Origin of the sequence: Pseudomonas sp. REB1044 (assembly GCF_038813925.1) — a bacterium.
Lineage (GTDB): Bacteria > Pseudomonadota > Gammaproteobacteria > Pseudomonadales > Pseudomonadaceae > Aquipseudomonas > Aquipseudomonas boreofloridensis.
This window is the reverse complement of record NZ_CP046139.1, coordinates 3,494,454-3,511,322: the sequence shown is the minus strand read 5'-3', so window position 1 is coordinate 3,511,322 and position 16,869 is coordinate 3,494,454. Positions and strand designations below refer to the sequence as shown.

The window sequence follows — 16,869 nt, the reverse complement described above, 5'->3', positions numbered from 1 at the left end:
GGCAGCGTTCAACCCTGCATCACCTGGGCAAAGGCCTGGCGAAAACGCTGCATGTCGCTTTCGCTGCCCACGCTGACCCGCATCCAGTTCGGCCAGCTTTGCCACACGCGCCCGACCAGCACCCCGTGCTCGGCCAGGCGCTCTATCACCGGCTGCGCGGCTGTGCGCAGGTCGATCATGAAGCAATTGGTCTGGCTCGCGGTGCAGCGCCAGCCGCGCTCGGTGAGCCAGGCCAGCGTGGTGTCGCGCAGGCGCGCGTTGGCGGCCTTGCGGTTGGGCACCAACTGCGCATCGTTCAAACTGGCGAGTCCGCCCAGCAAGGTCGGTGCAGCGGCCACATTCTCGCCGTCGTACACCTCCAGGCGTTGCAGCAGTGGCGCTTGGCCGATCGCCAGGCCCAGGCGCGCCCCGGCCATGCCGTAGAGCTTGGAAAAGGTCTGCAAGACCAGCAACTGCGGGTAGTCGTGCACCAGATCGATGCAACTCGGTGCGTCGCTGAAGTGGATATAGGCTTCGTCGACCACCACAGTGGTGTTCGCCCCAGAGCGGGCGAGCAGCCGCTCAATGGCGCGGCGCGGTGTGAGCGTGCCCGTGGGGTTGTTGGGGTTACACAGGTAGATCATGCCCGGCGCCGGGTCCGCGGCGAGCATGGCATCGACGTCATGCGCGTGGTCCGCGTCCAATGCCACGGCGTGCACCGCCGTGCCGCGTGCTCGGGCAGCTTCCACGGGGGCCTCGTACGAAGGGTCGGCCAGCACCAGGCTGCCGCGCTGGGTGAAGGCCATCACCGCATGTTGCAGGGCCAGCTTGGAGCCGCAGAACACCTGGACCTGATCGGCTTGCAGGCCGTGCTGCGAGGCGAACAGGTCGACCAATCGATACTGGGCCTTGTAGGGATAGCGCCCACAAGCGCCGATGCCCTCGGCCATCGCCTGGCGCGCCGCTGCGCTCGGACCCCAGGGGCTTTCGTTGTAATTGAGTGGCACCTGCCCGGAATAGACCGGTGCCGCCTGCGTCATGCGCAGGGCACCCAGGGCGGGTAGAGCCAGGCCGAGGCCGACCAGGGAACGACGTGACAGCTCGAACATGCTTCGACTTCCTTGTGCTGATGGGCTACCTGGGAAGACGAAGCGCGCGTCGGCAAATGAATGGTGGCAATTAGACGCTGATGGGCGCGCGCTCATCGCACGGTAGCAGCACCTGGCAGGCATCGAGCCAGTGCGCGAAGCATTCGAACGTCGCTACGGCGCAGGCCACGCTATCGGCAACGGCGGCAGGCGACGTTGGCGCCTGCTCCAGCCGTTGCAGGAAGCTACGCCAACGGCTGGCGGTGGCGCTGCCATACACATCGAGAAAACCGCCGCCGCTGTCGGCATCGATACCCAGGCGTTGAGCCATGGCACGCTTGAGCACCTGACCGCCCAAGGTCGAGCCTTCCAGTACGTACATCACCCCCAGCGCATGGGCGTGGTCAGTGATGATCGGCAGGTCGCGGCACAGCGGCAGGGCGTCGATCTGTGCCACAGTCAGGCCGAGCGCCTGCAGATCGCGGCGCAGCGTGGGCGCCTTGTGTCGCTCGTCGTCCTGGTAATCCGACAGCCGCGCCTCTAGCGGCGCATGAAAGCCATGGTAGGCGGCAACCAAGCGGCGATAGGCGTGCAGATCGAAGGCGTCGCTGAAAAATGGCAGGCGTGTTTCCAGCGTTTTGTGACACGCATGGGTGCCCTGACGCAGGGCGAGCAGCAACGGGCTAGAGGGCGGGCGCGGGGTGTCTGGCATTGAATCGACTCGGATGGAGATTGCCTGGGTTAGACTGGCCATCCTATCGCAGCGTTCATTGATGCCCTAATTCCCCCGGCCAGAGATTCCAACGGTGAAACCCGTCCGCCTGACCCTGATCTGCCATGCCCAGACCCGTTCCCAGCAGACTGGCTGCTTTTCGCATCCTGAAGAGCCTGTCTTGGCGCAAACGCCTCTTCTTGCCAGCGCACCTCCCGGTACGCATCTGATAAGCGCGCCCGAGCGGCGCGCGCGGCAGACGGCGGCCTGGTTGGGCGCCGAAGTGCAGCTCGAACCCGCCTTGGCCGATTGCCACATGGGCCGTTGGCAAGGCCTGAGCCTCAAGCAGGTTCAGCGAGAGGAAACGCACGCGCTGGCGTGGTGGGGGGTGGATGTACAGGCGACGCCCCATGGCGGCGAGTCGTTCGCGGCGCTGCATAGGCGGGTCGCCGTTTGGCTGGAATCCTTCGCTGCGCCAGGGGACTGGCTGGCGGTCACTCACCCGCTGGTGATACGCGCTGCACTGGCTGAAGTCCTGGACGCGTCGCTGGGCACGTGCCAGGCGATCGACGTGCTGCCGTGCGCGCGGATTGAGTTGAGCCGTACCGAGCGCTGGCGCCTACGACTACTGCCGGGCTAAGTGAAACGTCAGAACGCCAGTTTGTAGCCGATCAGCAGCAGCATCCCCGCCAGGCACGGGCGCAGCACGCGGTCGGAAATGCGCCCGGTGAGGTGGCTGCCCAGGTAGATGCCGGGCAGCGAGCCCAGCAGCAGGTAGCCGAGCAGCGACCAGTCCATATTGCCCATGCCGGCATGGCCCAAGCCAGCCACCAGTGTCAGCGGCACGGCGTGGGCGATCTCGGTGCCGACCAGGCGTCGGGTGACCAGGAACGGATAGAGCAGGAATAGCGCCACCGTCCCCAATGCCCCGGCGCCGATGGAGGTCAGGGTAACCATGACCCCCAGCACAATGCCGGTGGTCACCGTGAGCACGTTCAGGCTGCGGGCACTGAGGTGATAATGGTCGCCCGCATGGCGGCTGGCGAAGGCCTGCAGACGGGATTTGAACAGGATGGCCAGTGCGGTGAGGATCAACACCACGGCCAGGCCCTGCTTGATGATGGCGTTGAGCGCCGAGGTGTCGGTGTGCAGCGTGCTGAGGAACCACAGGGTCAGGGCCGCTGCCGGTACGCTGCCCAGGCTCAGCCAGCCCGTGATCTTCCAGTCGATGTTCTTGTTGCGCGCGTGCACCCAGACACCACTGGCCTTGGTGATGGCGGCATAGAGCAGGTCGGTGCCCACAGCAGTGGCAGGGTTGATACCGAACCAAAGCAGAATGGGTGTCATCAGCGAACCGCCGCCGACGCCGGTCATGCCGACGATGAAACCCACTACCAGCCCGGCAATGGTGAAACCGAAAGAACCTACATCCATACGCTACTCAATCTGCCTGCTAGCCCGTGGTCGGATGCTGCGCAGCATATAGATTGTTCGTTATAGCCAAATAGAATTCTTCGTTATGAGGTTATAACGCGCCGCAGTCATCCCCGCTGGCCAGTCGGCGGGGGTGACTGCGTGCTGGGCAACTTCAGATCCTGAAGCTGCCCACCAGTTGCTTCAGACGACCCGCCTGTTGAGTCAGGGCGTCGCAGTGGCGCAAGGTCTCGTTGAGGTTCTGTACGCCTTGCTGGTTGAGTGCGTTGATCTGGGTGATGTCCAGGTTCAAGCTCTCGACCACCGCGCTCTGTTCCTCGGTGGCCGTGGCCACCGACTGGTTCATGCCATCGATCTCGCCGATGCGCGACGTCACGCTGGCCAGTCGTTCGCCCGCGCGGTTGGCCACCTGCACGGTCTGTTCGCTGGACACCTGGCTGGCGTTCATGGTGTGCACGGCTTCGCGCGAGCCGACCTGCAGGCCGGTGATCATGCGGTGAATCTCTTCGGCCGACTCCTGGGTGCGGTGCGCCAGGTTGCGCACCTCGTCAGCCACCACGGCGAAGCCGCGCCCAGCCTCGCCGGCACGAGCGGCCTCGATGGCGGCGTTGAGCGCCAGCAAGTTGGTCTGCTGGGAAATGCCTTTGATCACATCGAGGATCTTGCCGATTTCGTCGGTGCTGGCGTTGAGCGTTTCGATCTGCTGGCACGACTCGCTGATCTTCTGCGACAGCGCAGTCATGGCGCTGATCGCATCATCGACCACCTGGCGTCCATCGTTGGCCTGGTCGCTGGCGCCGCTGGCATGCTGCGAAGCATCGGCGGCATTGCGGGCGATTTCCTGGGTAGCGGCGCCCAACTGGTTGATCGCCGCCGCCACGCTGTTGGTTCGCAGGCTCTGCTCCTCCGAGCCATTGATCGAGGCATTGGATGCGCTCATGACCTGCTCGGACAGATCGTGCACCAGCCGCGTGGCCGAGGCCACTTCGCTGATCGAGGCATGGATACGCTCGACGAAGCGGTTGAAAGCGGCTGCCAGCTCGCCGAACTCATCCTTGTTCTGCACCTGCAGGCGGCGGGTGAGGTCGCCTTCACCTTCAGCGATATCGTGCATGGCGCGGCCCATGGTGGTCAGCGGACGCATCAGCACGGGAATCAGCAGACCCAGCACAGCGGCGATGGCGACCACAGCGATGAGCATGGCGATGATGGCCGAGCTGCGGAACTGGCCCAGAGCGGCGTAGGCTTTGTCTTTATCAATCGACAGGCCGATGTACCACTGCGCCGAAGGCAGACCGTTGACCGGCGTGAAGGAGACGATGCGCTCGGAGCCCGCGAGGGTCACGTCCTGCATGCCGGGTTCGACGCGCAGGCCGCTGTTGGGGTAGAGGTCCTTGAGATTCTTCATCAGCTGGTTCTTGTCGGGGCTGACGATCACCTGGCCTTCACGGTCGACCAGGAACGCATGGCCGATGCCGCCGAAATCCACGGCGTTGATGATGTCGACCAGGCTGTCCAGACTCAGGTCGCCACCGACCACACCGAGCAGTTCGCCGTTGCCGCGCGCCTTGACCGGGATGGCGATGGTCACCACCAGACCGCCCACCGAGGCTTGGTAAGGCGGGGTCAGCAGGGTCTGGTTGGCGCTGACGGCGGCGCTGTACCACGGACGCTTGCGCGGATCATAGCCGTCGGGCATCTGCGCGTCAGGGCGCTGGGTGAAGGCGCCATTGTTCTGGCCAAAGTAGGTGAACTGGAAGTTGCTGGTGTAGGAGGGCTGATCCACCAGCCCGGCCACTTGACTGCCGGTGCCTTGCTGGGCGATGTCCTGGGCCAGATTCTCCAGTACCAGGATGCGTCCGCTCATCCAGTTCTGCACGCTGCTGGCGGTCAGGGCGCCCGCCTGCTGCACAGACGACTCGATGTTCTGGGCGATGGTCTTGCGCTGCAGGTAGTCGTTGTAGAGGGTGAACAGTGCGAATGCCAGTACCACGACACCGCAGGCACTGAGGAGGATCTTGTGGCGAAACTTCAGGTTCATGTTTCGAGACCTTGAGCCGAAATCGGAGATGGCGGCCGCCCGCTCGTCGCGGGCTGGCGGTGCCTGTCGGAGTCGATATCGGCGTGCTTGACGAAAGGTTGAGGGCGTTGCTGGGGCATCCGACGGATGGTGAAGGCTCAGCGGCTGGTCAGCATGCCCACCAGCGCTCGCGCCGCCTGACCCAGCGGTTGGCTTTTGCGCCACAGCGCATGCACCGGCAACTGCAGTTCATTGCGCGTGTTGCGAAACGCCAGTCGCACCAAGCGTCCCGCCTGCACCCGCGGGGCGATACGCGCGCAGGGTAGATCGCCCCAACCCAGACCCGCTTCGACCATCTGCACGGCCAGGTCGACGCTGTCGGTACGCCAATGGGCGGTTCCGATCAGCGAGCGGGTATCGCCCAGCGGCAGGTGGCGGCTGTGTACTAGAATCTGGCGGATGTTCACCAGGTCTTCGAGGTCGCGAATGCGTCCTTCGCGAAAGGCCGGGTGATGCGGCGACAGCACCGCCACCAGCGCCTCGCTGCCCAGGTGCTGGAAGCTGCGCTGCGGATCCACCTGCAGTTCGGCGAAGGCCAGGCACAGCCCGACGCGGCCGCTGTCGAGCAACTGCAGGGCATCGTCCTGGGGCGCGCTGAGCAATTCGATGTCGAGCAATGGGTAGCGCTCGCCCAGTCGGGCGATGGCTGCCAGCAACGCAGCTGGATCGATATCGGTCACTACGGCGATGGACAGACTGCTCTCCAGGCCGCGCGACAGCTCCAGTGCATGCACCTGCAGCAAGCCCAGTTGTTCGGCGATCAGCCGGGCATGGGGTTCCAGGGCGCGAGCGCGATCGGTGGCGCGCACCTCGCGCGAGCCCCGCTCGAACAGCGGGTAGCCCAGTTCGGCTTCAAGATTGCCCACGGCCATGCTCACCGCCGAGGGTACGCGGCCGAGCAGTCGTGCCGCCGCGGAGAACGAACCGCCATCGAGCACGGCGAGAAACAGCTGGATGTTGTCACTGGAAAAGTTCATGGCGCCTCCTGTCAGTAGATCTGAAAGGAGCTGACTTTTTCTGTCAACAGAATTGATTCAGTCTTGGCGCCCTCATCAACGCCCGTGGAGCGACAACGACTGTGCAAGGCGCCAAACGCAAACTGGTCTACGTGACCTTCTATGAACTGATTGGGTTGTGCATGTCGACCCTGGGACTGGCGTACCTGTCAGACACCCAAGCCACGCACACCGGCCCGCTGGCGGTGATGATCACCACCATCGCCATGGTCTGGAACCTGATCTACAACACCCTGTTCGAGCGCTGGGAAAGTCGCCAGGCCAAGCGCGGGCGCGGCTTGGCCAGGCGGGTAGGGCACGCGGTGGGCTTTCAGTTGACCCTGGTGGTGTACCTCATCCCGCTGATCGCCTGGTGGCTGGACATGAGCCTGTGGGAGGCGTTCGTGGTGGACCTGGCGTTCATCGTGTTGGTACCGTGCTACACCTTTGTTTACAACTGGGCGTTCGATCGGATCTTCGGGTTGCCGACCTCGGCGTTGGCGACGGTGTGAGCCGCGCTCAGTCAGCGTCATCAAGGTCGAGCTTGGCTTCCAGCCGATCCAGGTGCTGATGCATCAGCAGGAGCGCCGACGTGGCATCGCCACCTTCCACTGCGTCGATAATGGCCTCGTGCTCTTCCCAGGCGCAGTGCTCACAGCAGGGCGCTTCATAGCGAGCGATGATCAGCGAGGTCATCGGTATCAGGCCATTGAGAAACCGCGCCAGCGGGGCGTTGTTGGCCATTTGCGCGAGCTTTAGGTGGAATTCGCCGCCCAGACGGATGGCCGTGCAGCGCTCGCCGCGTTCGTGGTGCAGCCGTTCACGCTCCACCAACTGACGCAACTGACGGATCTGGTTAGGACGCGCACGCTGGGTGGCCAGGCCGATCAAGGTGGTTTCGGCCAGGCGCCGGGCGCTGAGCACCTGGCGCGCCTGCTGCGGATCGGGCGCGGCCAGGTGCGCGGTGTGACTGGGCCGTTGGACCACCACCTGCTGGTCGGCCAGGCGACCGAGGACGCGGCGGATGACGGTGCGACTGACGCCGAACGCATTGCCCAGGGCCTGTTCGGGCAAAGCGCTGCCCGGCGGCAGGCGCTGTTCGAGGATGGCGTCGAACAGTCGCGGATAGATCTGTTCGGCACCCAGTCGGCCTTCGCCGGTCTTGATCAACTGGGGCAAGCGCGATGGATGGGCCAAGGCAGTCATGGTCGCTCTCCTGGGTCAATGGTCCGGGGCCGGATGCTCGTCCGGAATGTTCAGCTCGATGCCCATGCGCAGGCCTTCGGCGAGGATGTGCCGGCGCATCTGGGCGCTGGCCTCGGCGCTGTTGCGCGCACGGATCGCACGCACCACCGCTTCGTTTTCTTCCAGCCGCGCGGCGAAGTGTTCGGGCGAGTCGCGCAGCATCGCCGCGCTCTGCTTGAGGGCATTGCTGGTCTGCTGCACCACGCTCTGGAAGATTGGGTTGGTGGTCAGCGCGAACAGCGCTTCGTGCAACGCGATGTAGGCCACTACGCCGGCCTCGCTATCGCTGGCGTCCACCGCCTCGCGCAGGTCCATCAGGGTCAAACGCAACTGGCCGATGTCCTGGCTGCCGGCCGCTTGCGCAACCAGCCCGGCGATGAAGGGCTCGAGGGTATAGCGCAGCTCCAGCACGTCGGCCAGGCTGGCGGCGGCGACGCTGTCGCTGACCGAGACCAGAGCAAGGTCGGCGTCTAGCACCAGCACGCCCTTGCCCGGCATGGCCCGCACCAGCCCGAGGGTTTCCAGCACAGTCAGAGCTTCACGCAGGCTCGGGCGGCTGATACCCAATTGCTCGGCCAGCTCGCGCTGACCGGGCAGCATTTGACCGCTGCGCCATTGGCCACGGGCCAGGGCGCTGCGCAGTTTTTCCACCACGGCGGTGACGACGGTCGATGAACTGATCACGGTGCTTTCCCCGATTGAGGCTTGAGTCTTGCTGCCTGCGGGCCGACGTCGGGCGTCGGCCCCGGCCTGCTCAGAACTCCTGCTGATGGGCCTGGCCTGGTTTACGGGGCAGCGGCGCGAAACCCGGCTTGCCGGACAGCACGTTGTTGGCCCGCTCCATGTCGATGTCCTTCTCCCAGCGGGCGATGGCCACGGTGGCGACGCAGTTGCCGACCAGGTTGGTCAGCGCGCGGCCGATGCCCATGAACCAGTCCACCGCCAGTACCAGCACCAGGCCCACCACTGGGATCGCCGGTACGGCGGTGAGGGTCGCCGCCAGGATCACCAGCGCGGAGCCGGGAATGCCGTGGGCGCCTTTGGAGGTCACCAGTGACACCAGCAGGATGGTCAGCAGGTCGGTCATGGCCAGCGGCGTACCGGTGGCGTTGGCAATGAAGACGATGGCCAGGGTCAGGTAGATCGAGAAGCCGTCGAGGTTGAACGAGTAGCCGGTGGGGATCACCAGTCCGACGGTGGAACTGCCGATACCCAGGTGCTCGAGTTTGCGCATGACCTGGGGCAGCACGGCATCGGAGGACGCGGTTCCCAGCACGATGGTCAGCTCTTCGCGCAGGTACTTGAGGAAGGGAATCATCTTCAGGCCCGACACGCGCATCACGGTGCCCAGCACCAGCAGGACGAAGCCTGCGCAGGTGATGTAGAACAGCGCGACCAGCCCGCCCAAATGCTGCAGCGATTCCAGGCCGTATTTGCTGGTGGTGAAGGCGATGGCGCCGAACACGCCGATCGGCGCCAGGCGCACGATCATGCCCATGATGCGGAAGATCACGTGGCTGAGTTCGTTGATCAGTCGGGAAATGCCCGAGGCGGATTCACCGACCAGGTTCAGGGCGCTGCCGAACAGCACGGCGAACAGCAGGACTTGGAGGATGTTGTTGTCGGCGAAGGCGCCGATCACTGAGGTGGGGATCAGGTCCATGAAGAACGCTGTGGCCCCATGTAGGTGTGCGCCGCGGTCAGCGAGGGCTCCGGCATCGGCGCTGGAGAGCTGGTCGAGGTGGATGTTGGCGCCTTGGCCGATGCCGGTGGAGAAGGCCAGCACCAGCCCGATGACCAAGGCGATGGTGGTGAGGATCTCGAAATAGATCACCGACTTCAGGCCGATGCGGCCGACCTTCTTCAGGTCGCCTGCGCCTGAGATGCCCGTCACCACCACGCAGAACACGATGATGCCGATGAGCATCTTGATCAGCTTGATGAAGCCGTCACCGAGGGGTTTGAGTTGCAGGGAGAGGTCAGGGAAGCTCAGACCGCAGACAATGCCGAGGGCCAGGCCCAGGACAACTTGGAGGAAGATCGAACGCGAGCACCATTTGAGCATGGGAGGGATCTCTGATTCGGTGTCCCTGCTTCGATGCCCCCAGGGGAGTGCGGGCGAAAGAGCGCGGGACTTAATTATTGTGGTCTTACCGGTTTGTCCAGTGCGGGGTCGAATGTAGCGCTGGTGGGTGGGGGTGGCAAGAGGTTTTGGTTTGACCGGTCTGACCAGTTGCGGGATGTTTCATGGGGAGGGCTCTAGTGCGGGGGTGTTGGCTGATGAATTTTTTGATGGGGCTTGTTTGGGGGGCTAGTTCTTTTGGGGTGAATATCCGTTGGCTTGGGTGAGGCTGATTCACCTTTTCGCCCTTACGGCGACCCCCTTTTTTTCTTGGAAAAAAAGGGGGGCAAAAACGGGTATGTCAGAAATTTTGTGTTCGGGCATAACATGAGCAAGAGGTGCATGTATGCCAACCAAGAAGAAACCCCTGCGTGACCTACCAAAAATCCCCAAGGAGCTGCTTGAGCAGTTCGGTGAGGGCCTGATGACTGCGGAGGCTATCGAAGATGCCTCTGCGGCATTCAAGAAGGCGCTGATCGAACGGGCCTTGAACGCCGAGCTCAGTCACCATCTGGGGTATCTGCCGGGCGCGCAGCGTCCAGAGGATGAAACCAATCAGCGCAATGGCAGGACTGGCAAGACGGTTCTGACTGGAGAGGGGCCGCTGCGGCTGGATATCCCCGTGATCGAGACGGTAGTTTTGCGCCCATCCTGATTCCCAAGCATGAACGCCGTTACACCGGCTTCGATGACAAGATCATCGCCATGTATGCCCGAGGCATGACCGTTCGGGAAATTCGCGCATTCATCTCTGAACAGTACGGAACGGATGTTTCGCACGACTTCATCAGTTCGGTCACGGCCGAGGTGATGGAGGAAATCGGCGCGTGGCAACAGCGGCCGCTGGAGCCGATGTACCCGGTCATTTTCTTTGATGCGCTGCGAGTCAAGATTCGCGAAGAAGGGCTTGTGCGCAACAAAGCGATTTACTTGGCGCTGGGCGTTCTACCCGATGGGACGCGCGATATTCTCGGGATCTGGATCGAAAATACCGAAGGTGCGAAGTTCTGGATGAAGGTCTTCAATGACCTTAAGACGCGCGGCGTTGAGGATGTGCTGATCGCCGTAACCGACGGCCTCAAAGGGATGCCAGATGCGCTAAGCGCCGTGTTTCCGGCCACCACGCTGCAAACATGTATTGTCCACTTGATCCGCAACAGTCTCGATTATGCAGCGTGGGATAAGCGTCGTGATCTGGCCAAAGCGCTCAAGCCGATCTATCAGGCCATCAACGCCGAGGCGGCTGAGCAGGCACTGGATGCCTTTGAAAACGGCCCTTGGGGCAAACAGTACCCAACGGTAGTTGCGGCATGGAGAAGAGCCTGGGATCGAGTGATTCCATTCTTTGTCTTCCCGTCGGGCATTCGAAAAGTGATCTATACGACCAACGCGATCGAAAGCATCAACGCCCAGCTACGCAAGATCATCAAAACGCGTGGTCACTTCCCAACGGATGAGGCCGCCACCAAGCTGATCTGGCTGGGGCTGCGGAACATCACGGCAAACTGGGGCTCAGCGGCCCATGACTGGAAAAATGCGATGAATCAATTCGCGATGCTGTACGGAGATCGATTTATCAGGCCGACCTGGTAAAAGCATGGCCAGCCTGACGGCAGGCCGTTATCGGCCCGCACACAAAAAATCTGACACTCTCGCAAAAACCGCTTGCTCCCGCATCCGGCCCCTTCGCTGCGCTGCGGGGTTCCCTCGCGCCGGTGTCGCTCCGGGGTACCGCGCTTAGGGGCCGTCCTGGCCCCAAGCGCTTGACGGGCATCCGTGCCCGTCAACCCCCTCCATGCCACCTCTGCTCGGCCTCCTGAGGTCGCGATGGGCGGCGTCTGAACTGAAGCGCGCTTAGAAGCACGGCGGTGGGGGCAAATGTTCTGGAGCGCTGCGCGATCGAATCGCCATCGCCATCGCCATCGCCGTTGTCGTTGCCGTTGCCGTTGCCGTTGCCGTTGATCTTGCTCTTAGTGCGCGGTAGCTCGAACACCGCCAACCGCGACCTCAGGAGGCCGAGCATAGGCGTTGCGCAGGGAGGTGACGGGCATGGATGCCCGTCAAGCGCTTGGGGCCAGGACGGCCCCTAAGCGCGATCCTCCCGGAGCGACGCCGGCGCGAGGGAACCCCTGCGCATAGCGCAGGGGCCGTATGCGGGAGCAAGCGGTTTTTGCCCCCTTTTTCCCAAGAGAAAAAGGGGGTCGCCGTAAAGGCGAAAAGGTGACTCAGCCTCACCCCAGAATCCGGATATTCACTCCAGAATCCGGATATTCACTCCAGAATCCGGATATTCACTCCAGAGTCCGGATATTCACCCCAAAATCCGAATATTCGCCCCAGAAACCACCCCCTCGCCAAAGCAAACAAACCAAATCACCCCCTATCAACCATAGCCCATGTAATCTCCCGAACCAGCCCATCCAACGCAATCGCCCGGCTACTCACCAACAATTCACTGGCCCGCCGATACACCTCCCCCTCATTGGCATACCGCCCAGACACCAGATCAACCCTCTGCACCACCCCATCCACCCGCCACCGCAATCCCGGAATATCCCCAGGTGCTGTTCGAGCGCGACCAGGTAGGGCTCGGCGACCACCGCGCCTTCATAGGCCCCCACCTGCTCAGTGGCCTCGCTAAGGCTGGAGTGATAGTCAACAGCGCCCTCCCAGGCCTGCTCCTGGGCCTGAAAGACAGGCTGATGCAGACGCTGGATCCAGTCGCGCCACAGCGGCTGCTGCACCGCCCAATCGCTGAAGCGCTGGGCATCGACCTCCGCCAGTACCGCAGCCCCCAGCCGCTCGACGGTCGCCTCGCTCAGCTGCGCCAGATACCCGAATGCGATCGCCTGCGGCTGCGGCGGCAGTCCCAGGCGTGCCTGCAGGCGGCGTCTGGCATCGAGTTGGATTTCGATCTCATCGATCAGGAAATTGGCTGCCCCCAAACTGGCGTCGTCCAGGTCGTCATCGGGATGCAGAGGCGGAGGTTGAGTGGCCCGCCCCGTGTCACGAGCCTCGGCCAGGGCCCGTCTACGGGCGACTCGAGCGTCGTAGAGGCGGGCGATACGCTCATCCAGCAGGTGCTGGCGCAACACGCCAAGCGCACTGCCGAGCAGGGCCTGGGCATCGTCTGCCGACGGGCCGGCGTGCGAGAACATATGCCACATCAATACATCGGTTTCTGTCTGCTGAAACAACAGGCTGGCCTGATCGACACAGGTCTGTGCCGCATCTTCCAGGCGTGTGCTGATCTGCTGCAAGAGCTCGGCCCGCCCCCAGCCACCCTCGGCGCCCGGCTGGACAGGCTCGCTGAGCAAGCGCACCACCTGCTGCATGCGCGGGATCACCTGCGCCGGATGCTGCTGGTACTCGGCGGTGTCGGGCATCCGTGCGAACAGCGCGTAGAGCGGCTGCCACTGGGGGTGTTCAGCGGTGTCGGAGATGTGGTCGAGCAGATCCATCGGCCAGTCGAAATACCAGCCATTTTGCATCGGGTAGTCCGGCGAGGCGGACAGACCGGCATCGCTCAGGTGTTGCAGGCTTTGCTCATCCAGCGGATTGCTGTCGAAGTTGTAGAGCGTGCCTTCCTCTGCGGCGACCGCCTGGGCGAACTGGGTGTCCGCCAGGGGGGGATTTGGGTCAGCAGATTGTCACTTAGGTCGATTTGGCGAAGGCGCAAGGGACGTTGGTCGAGCAGTGCCGTGAGGCCCACCGGCCATTCGAAGATTGAAGTGTCCTGCAGGTCCAGCAATTCCAGGCGCGTCCAGCCGGTGAAAACGGGCGACAGTTCCAGAGGGTTGTCGCTCAGATAGAGCTGTTCGAGGCGGTTGAGTCGCGCCAGCGCATCGCGGCTCTGCACGGTCAGGTGGATGCTGTTGTCTCGCAGGCTGAGCGCCCGTAGTGCCGGCCACTGTTCCAGTGCCTGCAGTTGGGCCACGTCGAGATTGAGGTTGTTGGATTCGATTTGCAGCGCTTCCAGACGCGGCAGTTGCGCCCAGCGTTGCAGGGCCGTGACCGGCAGGTGGGAGATTGCGTCCGTCAGATTGAGTTGGCGCAGCCGGGTCAGCCGGGCAATGACCTCGACGTTCTCCGCGATCTGTAGATCGATGAGATTCTCCGCCAGCACCAGACTCTCCAACGCCCTCAGCCTGCCGAGCTGCGCAGGCAGACGCCCCAGCAGGCAGGATGAGAGGTCCAGGTGGCGTACGGCGCGGAACGCCTCGAGAAAACCACCCAGGTTCGAGGTTTGGCCACCGTCCAGATTGACCAGGCTTAATGATCGAACCTGGGTCAGAGGGCCTGGCAAGTTCGGCAGTCTGCCCACGCGGCTGGCGTTCAGATGCAGCACCAACCGGTCGAAACCGCCCAATCCATGCATGGGCGCTTCGCGCCGCCAGGCCTGGCGTATGCTCTGGGCGAAAGCGATGCGCGCCGTGCGCCGAGCCTCGGGGTTTTCCAGTGGCGGGGTGTGCGGTTCCTCCACCCACAATTCCAATGCGCTGTTCAGACGCCGGTAATCCTCGCGCAGTTCCAGCAGCAGGCGCGAGAAGGCATGGGGCGCGGCGCCCGCCTGCTGGCGCAGGTGGTTACGAAGGCCCTGGCGGTCGTCTCCAGGCGTACTGGGATACAGCTCGTCGAACAGCGCATCGGGGTCGACCCAACCTCGGCCGCGACCGCTGAGGCGGTAGCCCAGGCGTGGATCGCCGGGTTGACGCATCGGCAGGCGCAGCAAAGGACGGATGGGCTGCATGCCCAGCGCTTGGGCGCAGCCCTCGCGGTCGTTGGCGGCCAAGTCGAACAGGACATCGCTCAGGCGCTGTGGCTGGTGGATGTCGATGGACAGAGTGACGCGCTCGGCGTCCGGCAGCGCCTGCAGCAAGGCCTGGAATAGGTCGGTGTCGTTGCCGAGGGTGAGGCCGGTTTCATCGAAGGGGCGGTAGCGACTGCCATCGCGCACGATCACTTTGCAGGCCCCTTCCTGCGGGCCGGCGGCCGCCAGCAGGCGACCGGCGAGGCGCTGCTCGCGCAGTTCTACCCGGGTGTTCCCGCTCCAGCCTGGTAAGCGTTGCAACTGGTGCAGGACGATCAGGTCGCGGTCAGCGTACGCGCCCGTATCGAGTTGAAAGGCGCTCAAGGCGCGGTTGAGGCGGGCATTGCGCAGGTACAGCCGAGCCGATTCGCCAATCGCCAGCGGCAGCCGCTGGCTGCGTTGTAGTTGGCGCAGGTCGTCGTGCTGGGCGCTGGCCAGCAACTCGCTGCGGACTCGCTCGCTGAGCGACGGAAAATGCCGGGCCAGCACCTCGGCCTCAGACCCGAGCGGTACAGCGTCACTCAAGCCGCTGGCGCCGTGGATTTGCAGGCTGTCCAGAAGCAGGGCGGGCAGCGGCTGATGATCGACCACCCGTTGTCTTACTTCGGCTTCGCTGTAACCGCTGCAACGCAGCGCCCGTTCCAGGTTGGCGTCGTCGAGCCCCGTGCTGATCGGTGTCAGACGCCTGAGCAAGGTCTGTCGATCCCAGGCCAAGGGATTTTCGTGTTCGAAGACCGGCACGCTCGCACTATGTCCTCTCAACGCGGGTGCGACGGTGTGGGCCCCGGCAGGATTGTTCAAACGCCAGCGCGCATCGGTGTCACGGCCCAGCGCATAAGCCTTGGCGTCGATCTCCAGCCATTGTCGGCCTTGCCAGTGCAGCAAACCATCGGCAGAGACGTTGGTCCCTGACGGCCAAGGGCGATTAGCCGCGAACAATGTCGTGTCGCCGTTCCACAGGCGTTGCCTACCCTGGTGTTCCAGCAAGTGCCAATCCTGCAACGGACCTTCGACCTCGACGTAGCGGGCCGCAGCGCCCAGAGCGGCGAAGGTGATCAGACTGTCGAATACGCCGAACAGGTGCGCGATGGCGGCATCGCTGTCGCCTTCATTGAGCGCGTGAACGCCATCGAGGAACTCGTCCACCACCTGTGCAGCTCCGACGACCATCATCACCGTGCCCAGGGCCGGAACGAACAACCCGGCCAGGCTGGCGACATTGATACCCAACTGCAACCACCCCTCCAGGCGCTCGCGCTGAGCGGCGGCGTTACGCTCGGCAACGGGGACGGCCAGGGTGGCTGCATCCGTCAACGCGCGGACGACGTTCTGCCGCGCACGCGCAGCGAACGGGTCGCCGGGCCACAGCCCGCAGGTCCAGGGCAATCGCGCATTCTTGTCCAGTGTCGGCTGCCAGATACTGTGCGGCGAGGGAAACGCACGCTCCAGCCAACTGATCGCCTGGCCCTTCTCCAGGACCGGGTCGTGCTGCACCGTGCTGTAGGGGTAGAGCGGATACAGCGCCTGGCGCAGGCGCGTGGCGAACAGGGTGAACTGCTTATGGCTGACGAAACCGGCGAAGTAGCGACGAACGTCCGCTTTCCAGAGCTTGCGGGTCAGCGCGCTGCCCAGCGCCTGCATCGACGGGTACTGGTGCAGGGATTCGCCTGGCGCCCCCGGCAGATAGAGCAAGCAGGGTTCGGTCGCGTCGCGGGGTTCCAGGCGAATCAGCAGCGGGCCGTGCAGCGGGATGCCGAACACGCTCAAATACGCACACTGCAGCCGTCTGCTTTGGCCATCGGCCATCGGCAAGTCGAATTGTCCAGACAGCACGGCGTCGCCCAGCATCTGGCCGCGGCTGTCGATGCGCCGCTCCAGTACGGCGAGCAGTAGCTCGGCGGCGAATGCACTTCGGTCTTGCTGCAGCAGCCGTCCACGGTAGTCGTCGTTATCCAGATGCTCGCGCAGATGATTCTGGTAGCGCCATCCCAGGTCCAGGTTGCGCACGCCTTTGACGAACCGCGCGCTGTCCAGTGACAGCGGACGCAGGTCTTGGGCCGAGACATGCAGCGAGATCGGCTCGTTCGCATCGAAATTCTGCAGGGCCGCTTCCAGCCAGGTGCTTTCACGCACAGGGTCGCGGCGTCGCACGATGCCTTGCTCAGGCGCAGGCAGCGGTGTGTCTGGATACCAACTGGCGAGCGCCTCGATCAGCAACGGGCGGCAGAAGCTGTCGACATCCTGCACCTGGGCGAGCACCTCGCGCACCCTCCGGGCAGCGTTGACGCTGTCTTGCACGCGCCGTTGCAGCAGGTCGCGTTGCCCCGGTGTGGCGCTGTGCATCCATGCAGGCAGGCGGGCATGGATGAAATCAAGGGTCGGGGAGGGTGAGGGGCTGGCATCG

General features: G+C 63.8%; 12 protein-coding genes and 1 pseudogene. 3 read left to right on the top strand and 10 right to left on the bottom strand.

Annotated elements, in window-relative coordinates:
• Positions 1-8: 8 nt before the first annotated feature.
• Positions 9-1,088 carry a pyridoxal phosphate-dependent aminotransferase gene (locus tag GKC70_RS16120; RefSeq protein ID WP_342649272.1) on the bottom strand — a complete coding sequence of 360 codons (1,080 nt, stop codon included), beginning with the start codon at positions 1,086-1,088 and terminating at the stop codon, positions 9-11.
• A 70-nt stretch (positions 1,089-1,158) separates the two neighbouring features.
• Complete coding sequence (locus GKC70_RS16115; RefSeq protein WP_342649271.1) at positions 1,159-1,779, bottom strand: biliverdin-producing heme oxygenase; 621 nt, start codon at positions 1,777-1,779, stop codon at positions 1,159-1,161.
• Between the two features lie 94 nt (positions 1,780-1,873).
• Here GKC70_RS16115 and GKC70_RS16110 point away from each other — a divergent pair, with 94 nt between their 5' ends.
• Entirely contained in the window at positions 1,874-2,419 is a 546-nt protein-coding gene (locus tag GKC70_RS16110; protein ID WP_342649270.1) for a histidine phosphatase family protein, read from the top strand.
• A gap of 8 nt (positions 2,420-2,427) precedes the next feature.
• Here the strand turns inward: GKC70_RS16110 and GKC70_RS16105 are convergent, their stop codons facing one another.
• The 3 genes from GKC70_RS16105 to GKC70_RS16095 all read right to left on the bottom strand — a co-directional run bounded on the left by GKC70_RS16105 (position 2,428) and on the right by GKC70_RS16095 (position 6,270).
• Positions 2,428-3,213 carry a sulfite exporter TauE/SafE family protein gene (locus GKC70_RS16105; RefSeq protein ID WP_116887906.1) on the bottom strand — a complete coding sequence of 262 codons (786 nt, stop codon included), beginning with the start codon at positions 3,211-3,213 and terminating at the stop codon, positions 2,428-2,430.
• A gap of 154 nt (positions 3,214-3,367) precedes the next feature.
• On the bottom strand, positions 3,368-5,254 hold the full coding sequence (locus tag GKC70_RS16100; protein WP_342649269.1) for a methyl-accepting chemotaxis protein: 1,887 nt from the start codon (positions 5,252-5,254) through the stop codon (positions 3,368-3,370).
• Positions 5,255-5,391: 137 nt separating this feature from the next.
• Positions 5,392-6,270: a LysR family transcriptional regulator gene (locus GKC70_RS16095; protein WP_039576527.1), complete on the bottom strand. Its 879-nt coding sequence runs from the start codon at positions 6,268-6,270 to the stop codon at positions 5,392-5,394.
• A 101-nt stretch (positions 6,271-6,371) separates the two neighbouring features.
• Between GKC70_RS16095 and GKC70_RS16090 the strand changes: the two genes are divergently transcribed.
• Positions 6,372-6,800, top strand: a complete 429-nt coding sequence (locus GKC70_RS16090; protein WP_342649268.1) for a PACE efflux transporter — start codon at positions 6,372-6,374, stop codon at positions 6,798-6,800.
• Between the two features lie 7 nt (positions 6,801-6,807).
• On the opposite strand, the gene GKC70_RS16085 is transcribed toward GKC70_RS16090, so the two are convergent.
• The 3 genes from GKC70_RS16085 to GKC70_RS16075 form a co-directional block, all read right to left on the bottom strand.
• Positions 6,808-7,494 (bottom strand): GntR family transcriptional regulator, encoded by a 687-nt coding sequence (locus GKC70_RS16085; protein WP_342649267.1) that lies wholly within the window; start codon positions 7,492-7,494, stop codon positions 6,808-6,810.
• A gap of 15 nt (positions 7,495-7,509) precedes the next feature.
• Positions 7,510-8,217, bottom strand: a complete 708-nt coding sequence (locus GKC70_RS16080; protein WP_342649266.1) for an FCD domain-containing protein — start codon at positions 8,215-8,217, stop codon at positions 7,510-7,512.
• Between the two features lie 70 nt (positions 8,218-8,287).
• Entirely contained in the window at positions 8,288-9,598 is a 1,311-nt protein-coding gene (locus GKC70_RS16075) for a C4-dicarboxylate transporter DctA (protein WP_029614702.1), read from the bottom strand.
• A gap of 403 nt (positions 9,599-10,001) precedes the next feature.
• Between GKC70_RS16075 and GKC70_RS16070 the strand changes: the two are divergent.
• Positions 10,002-11,248, top strand: a pseudogene (locus tag GKC70_RS16070) (IS256 family transposase).
• Positions 11,249-12,096: 848 nt separating this feature from the next.
• On the opposite strand, the gene GKC70_RS16065 reads toward GKC70_RS16070, so the two are convergent.
• Both GKC70_RS16065 and GKC70_RS16060 read right to left on the bottom strand, forming a co-directional pair.
• Complete coding sequence (locus tag GKC70_RS16065; protein WP_342649265.1) at positions 12,097-13,146, bottom strand: NEL-type E3 ubiquitin ligase domain-containing protein; 1,050 nt, start codon at positions 13,144-13,146, stop codon at positions 12,097-12,099.
• 35 nt (positions 13,147-13,181) lie between these two features.
• Positions 13,182-16,808 (bottom strand): leucine-rich repeat domain-containing protein, encoded by a 3,627-nt coding sequence (locus GKC70_RS16060; protein ID WP_342649264.1) that lies wholly within the window; start codon positions 16,806-16,808, stop codon positions 13,182-13,184.
• Between the last annotated feature and the right edge of the window lie 61 nt (positions 16,809-16,869).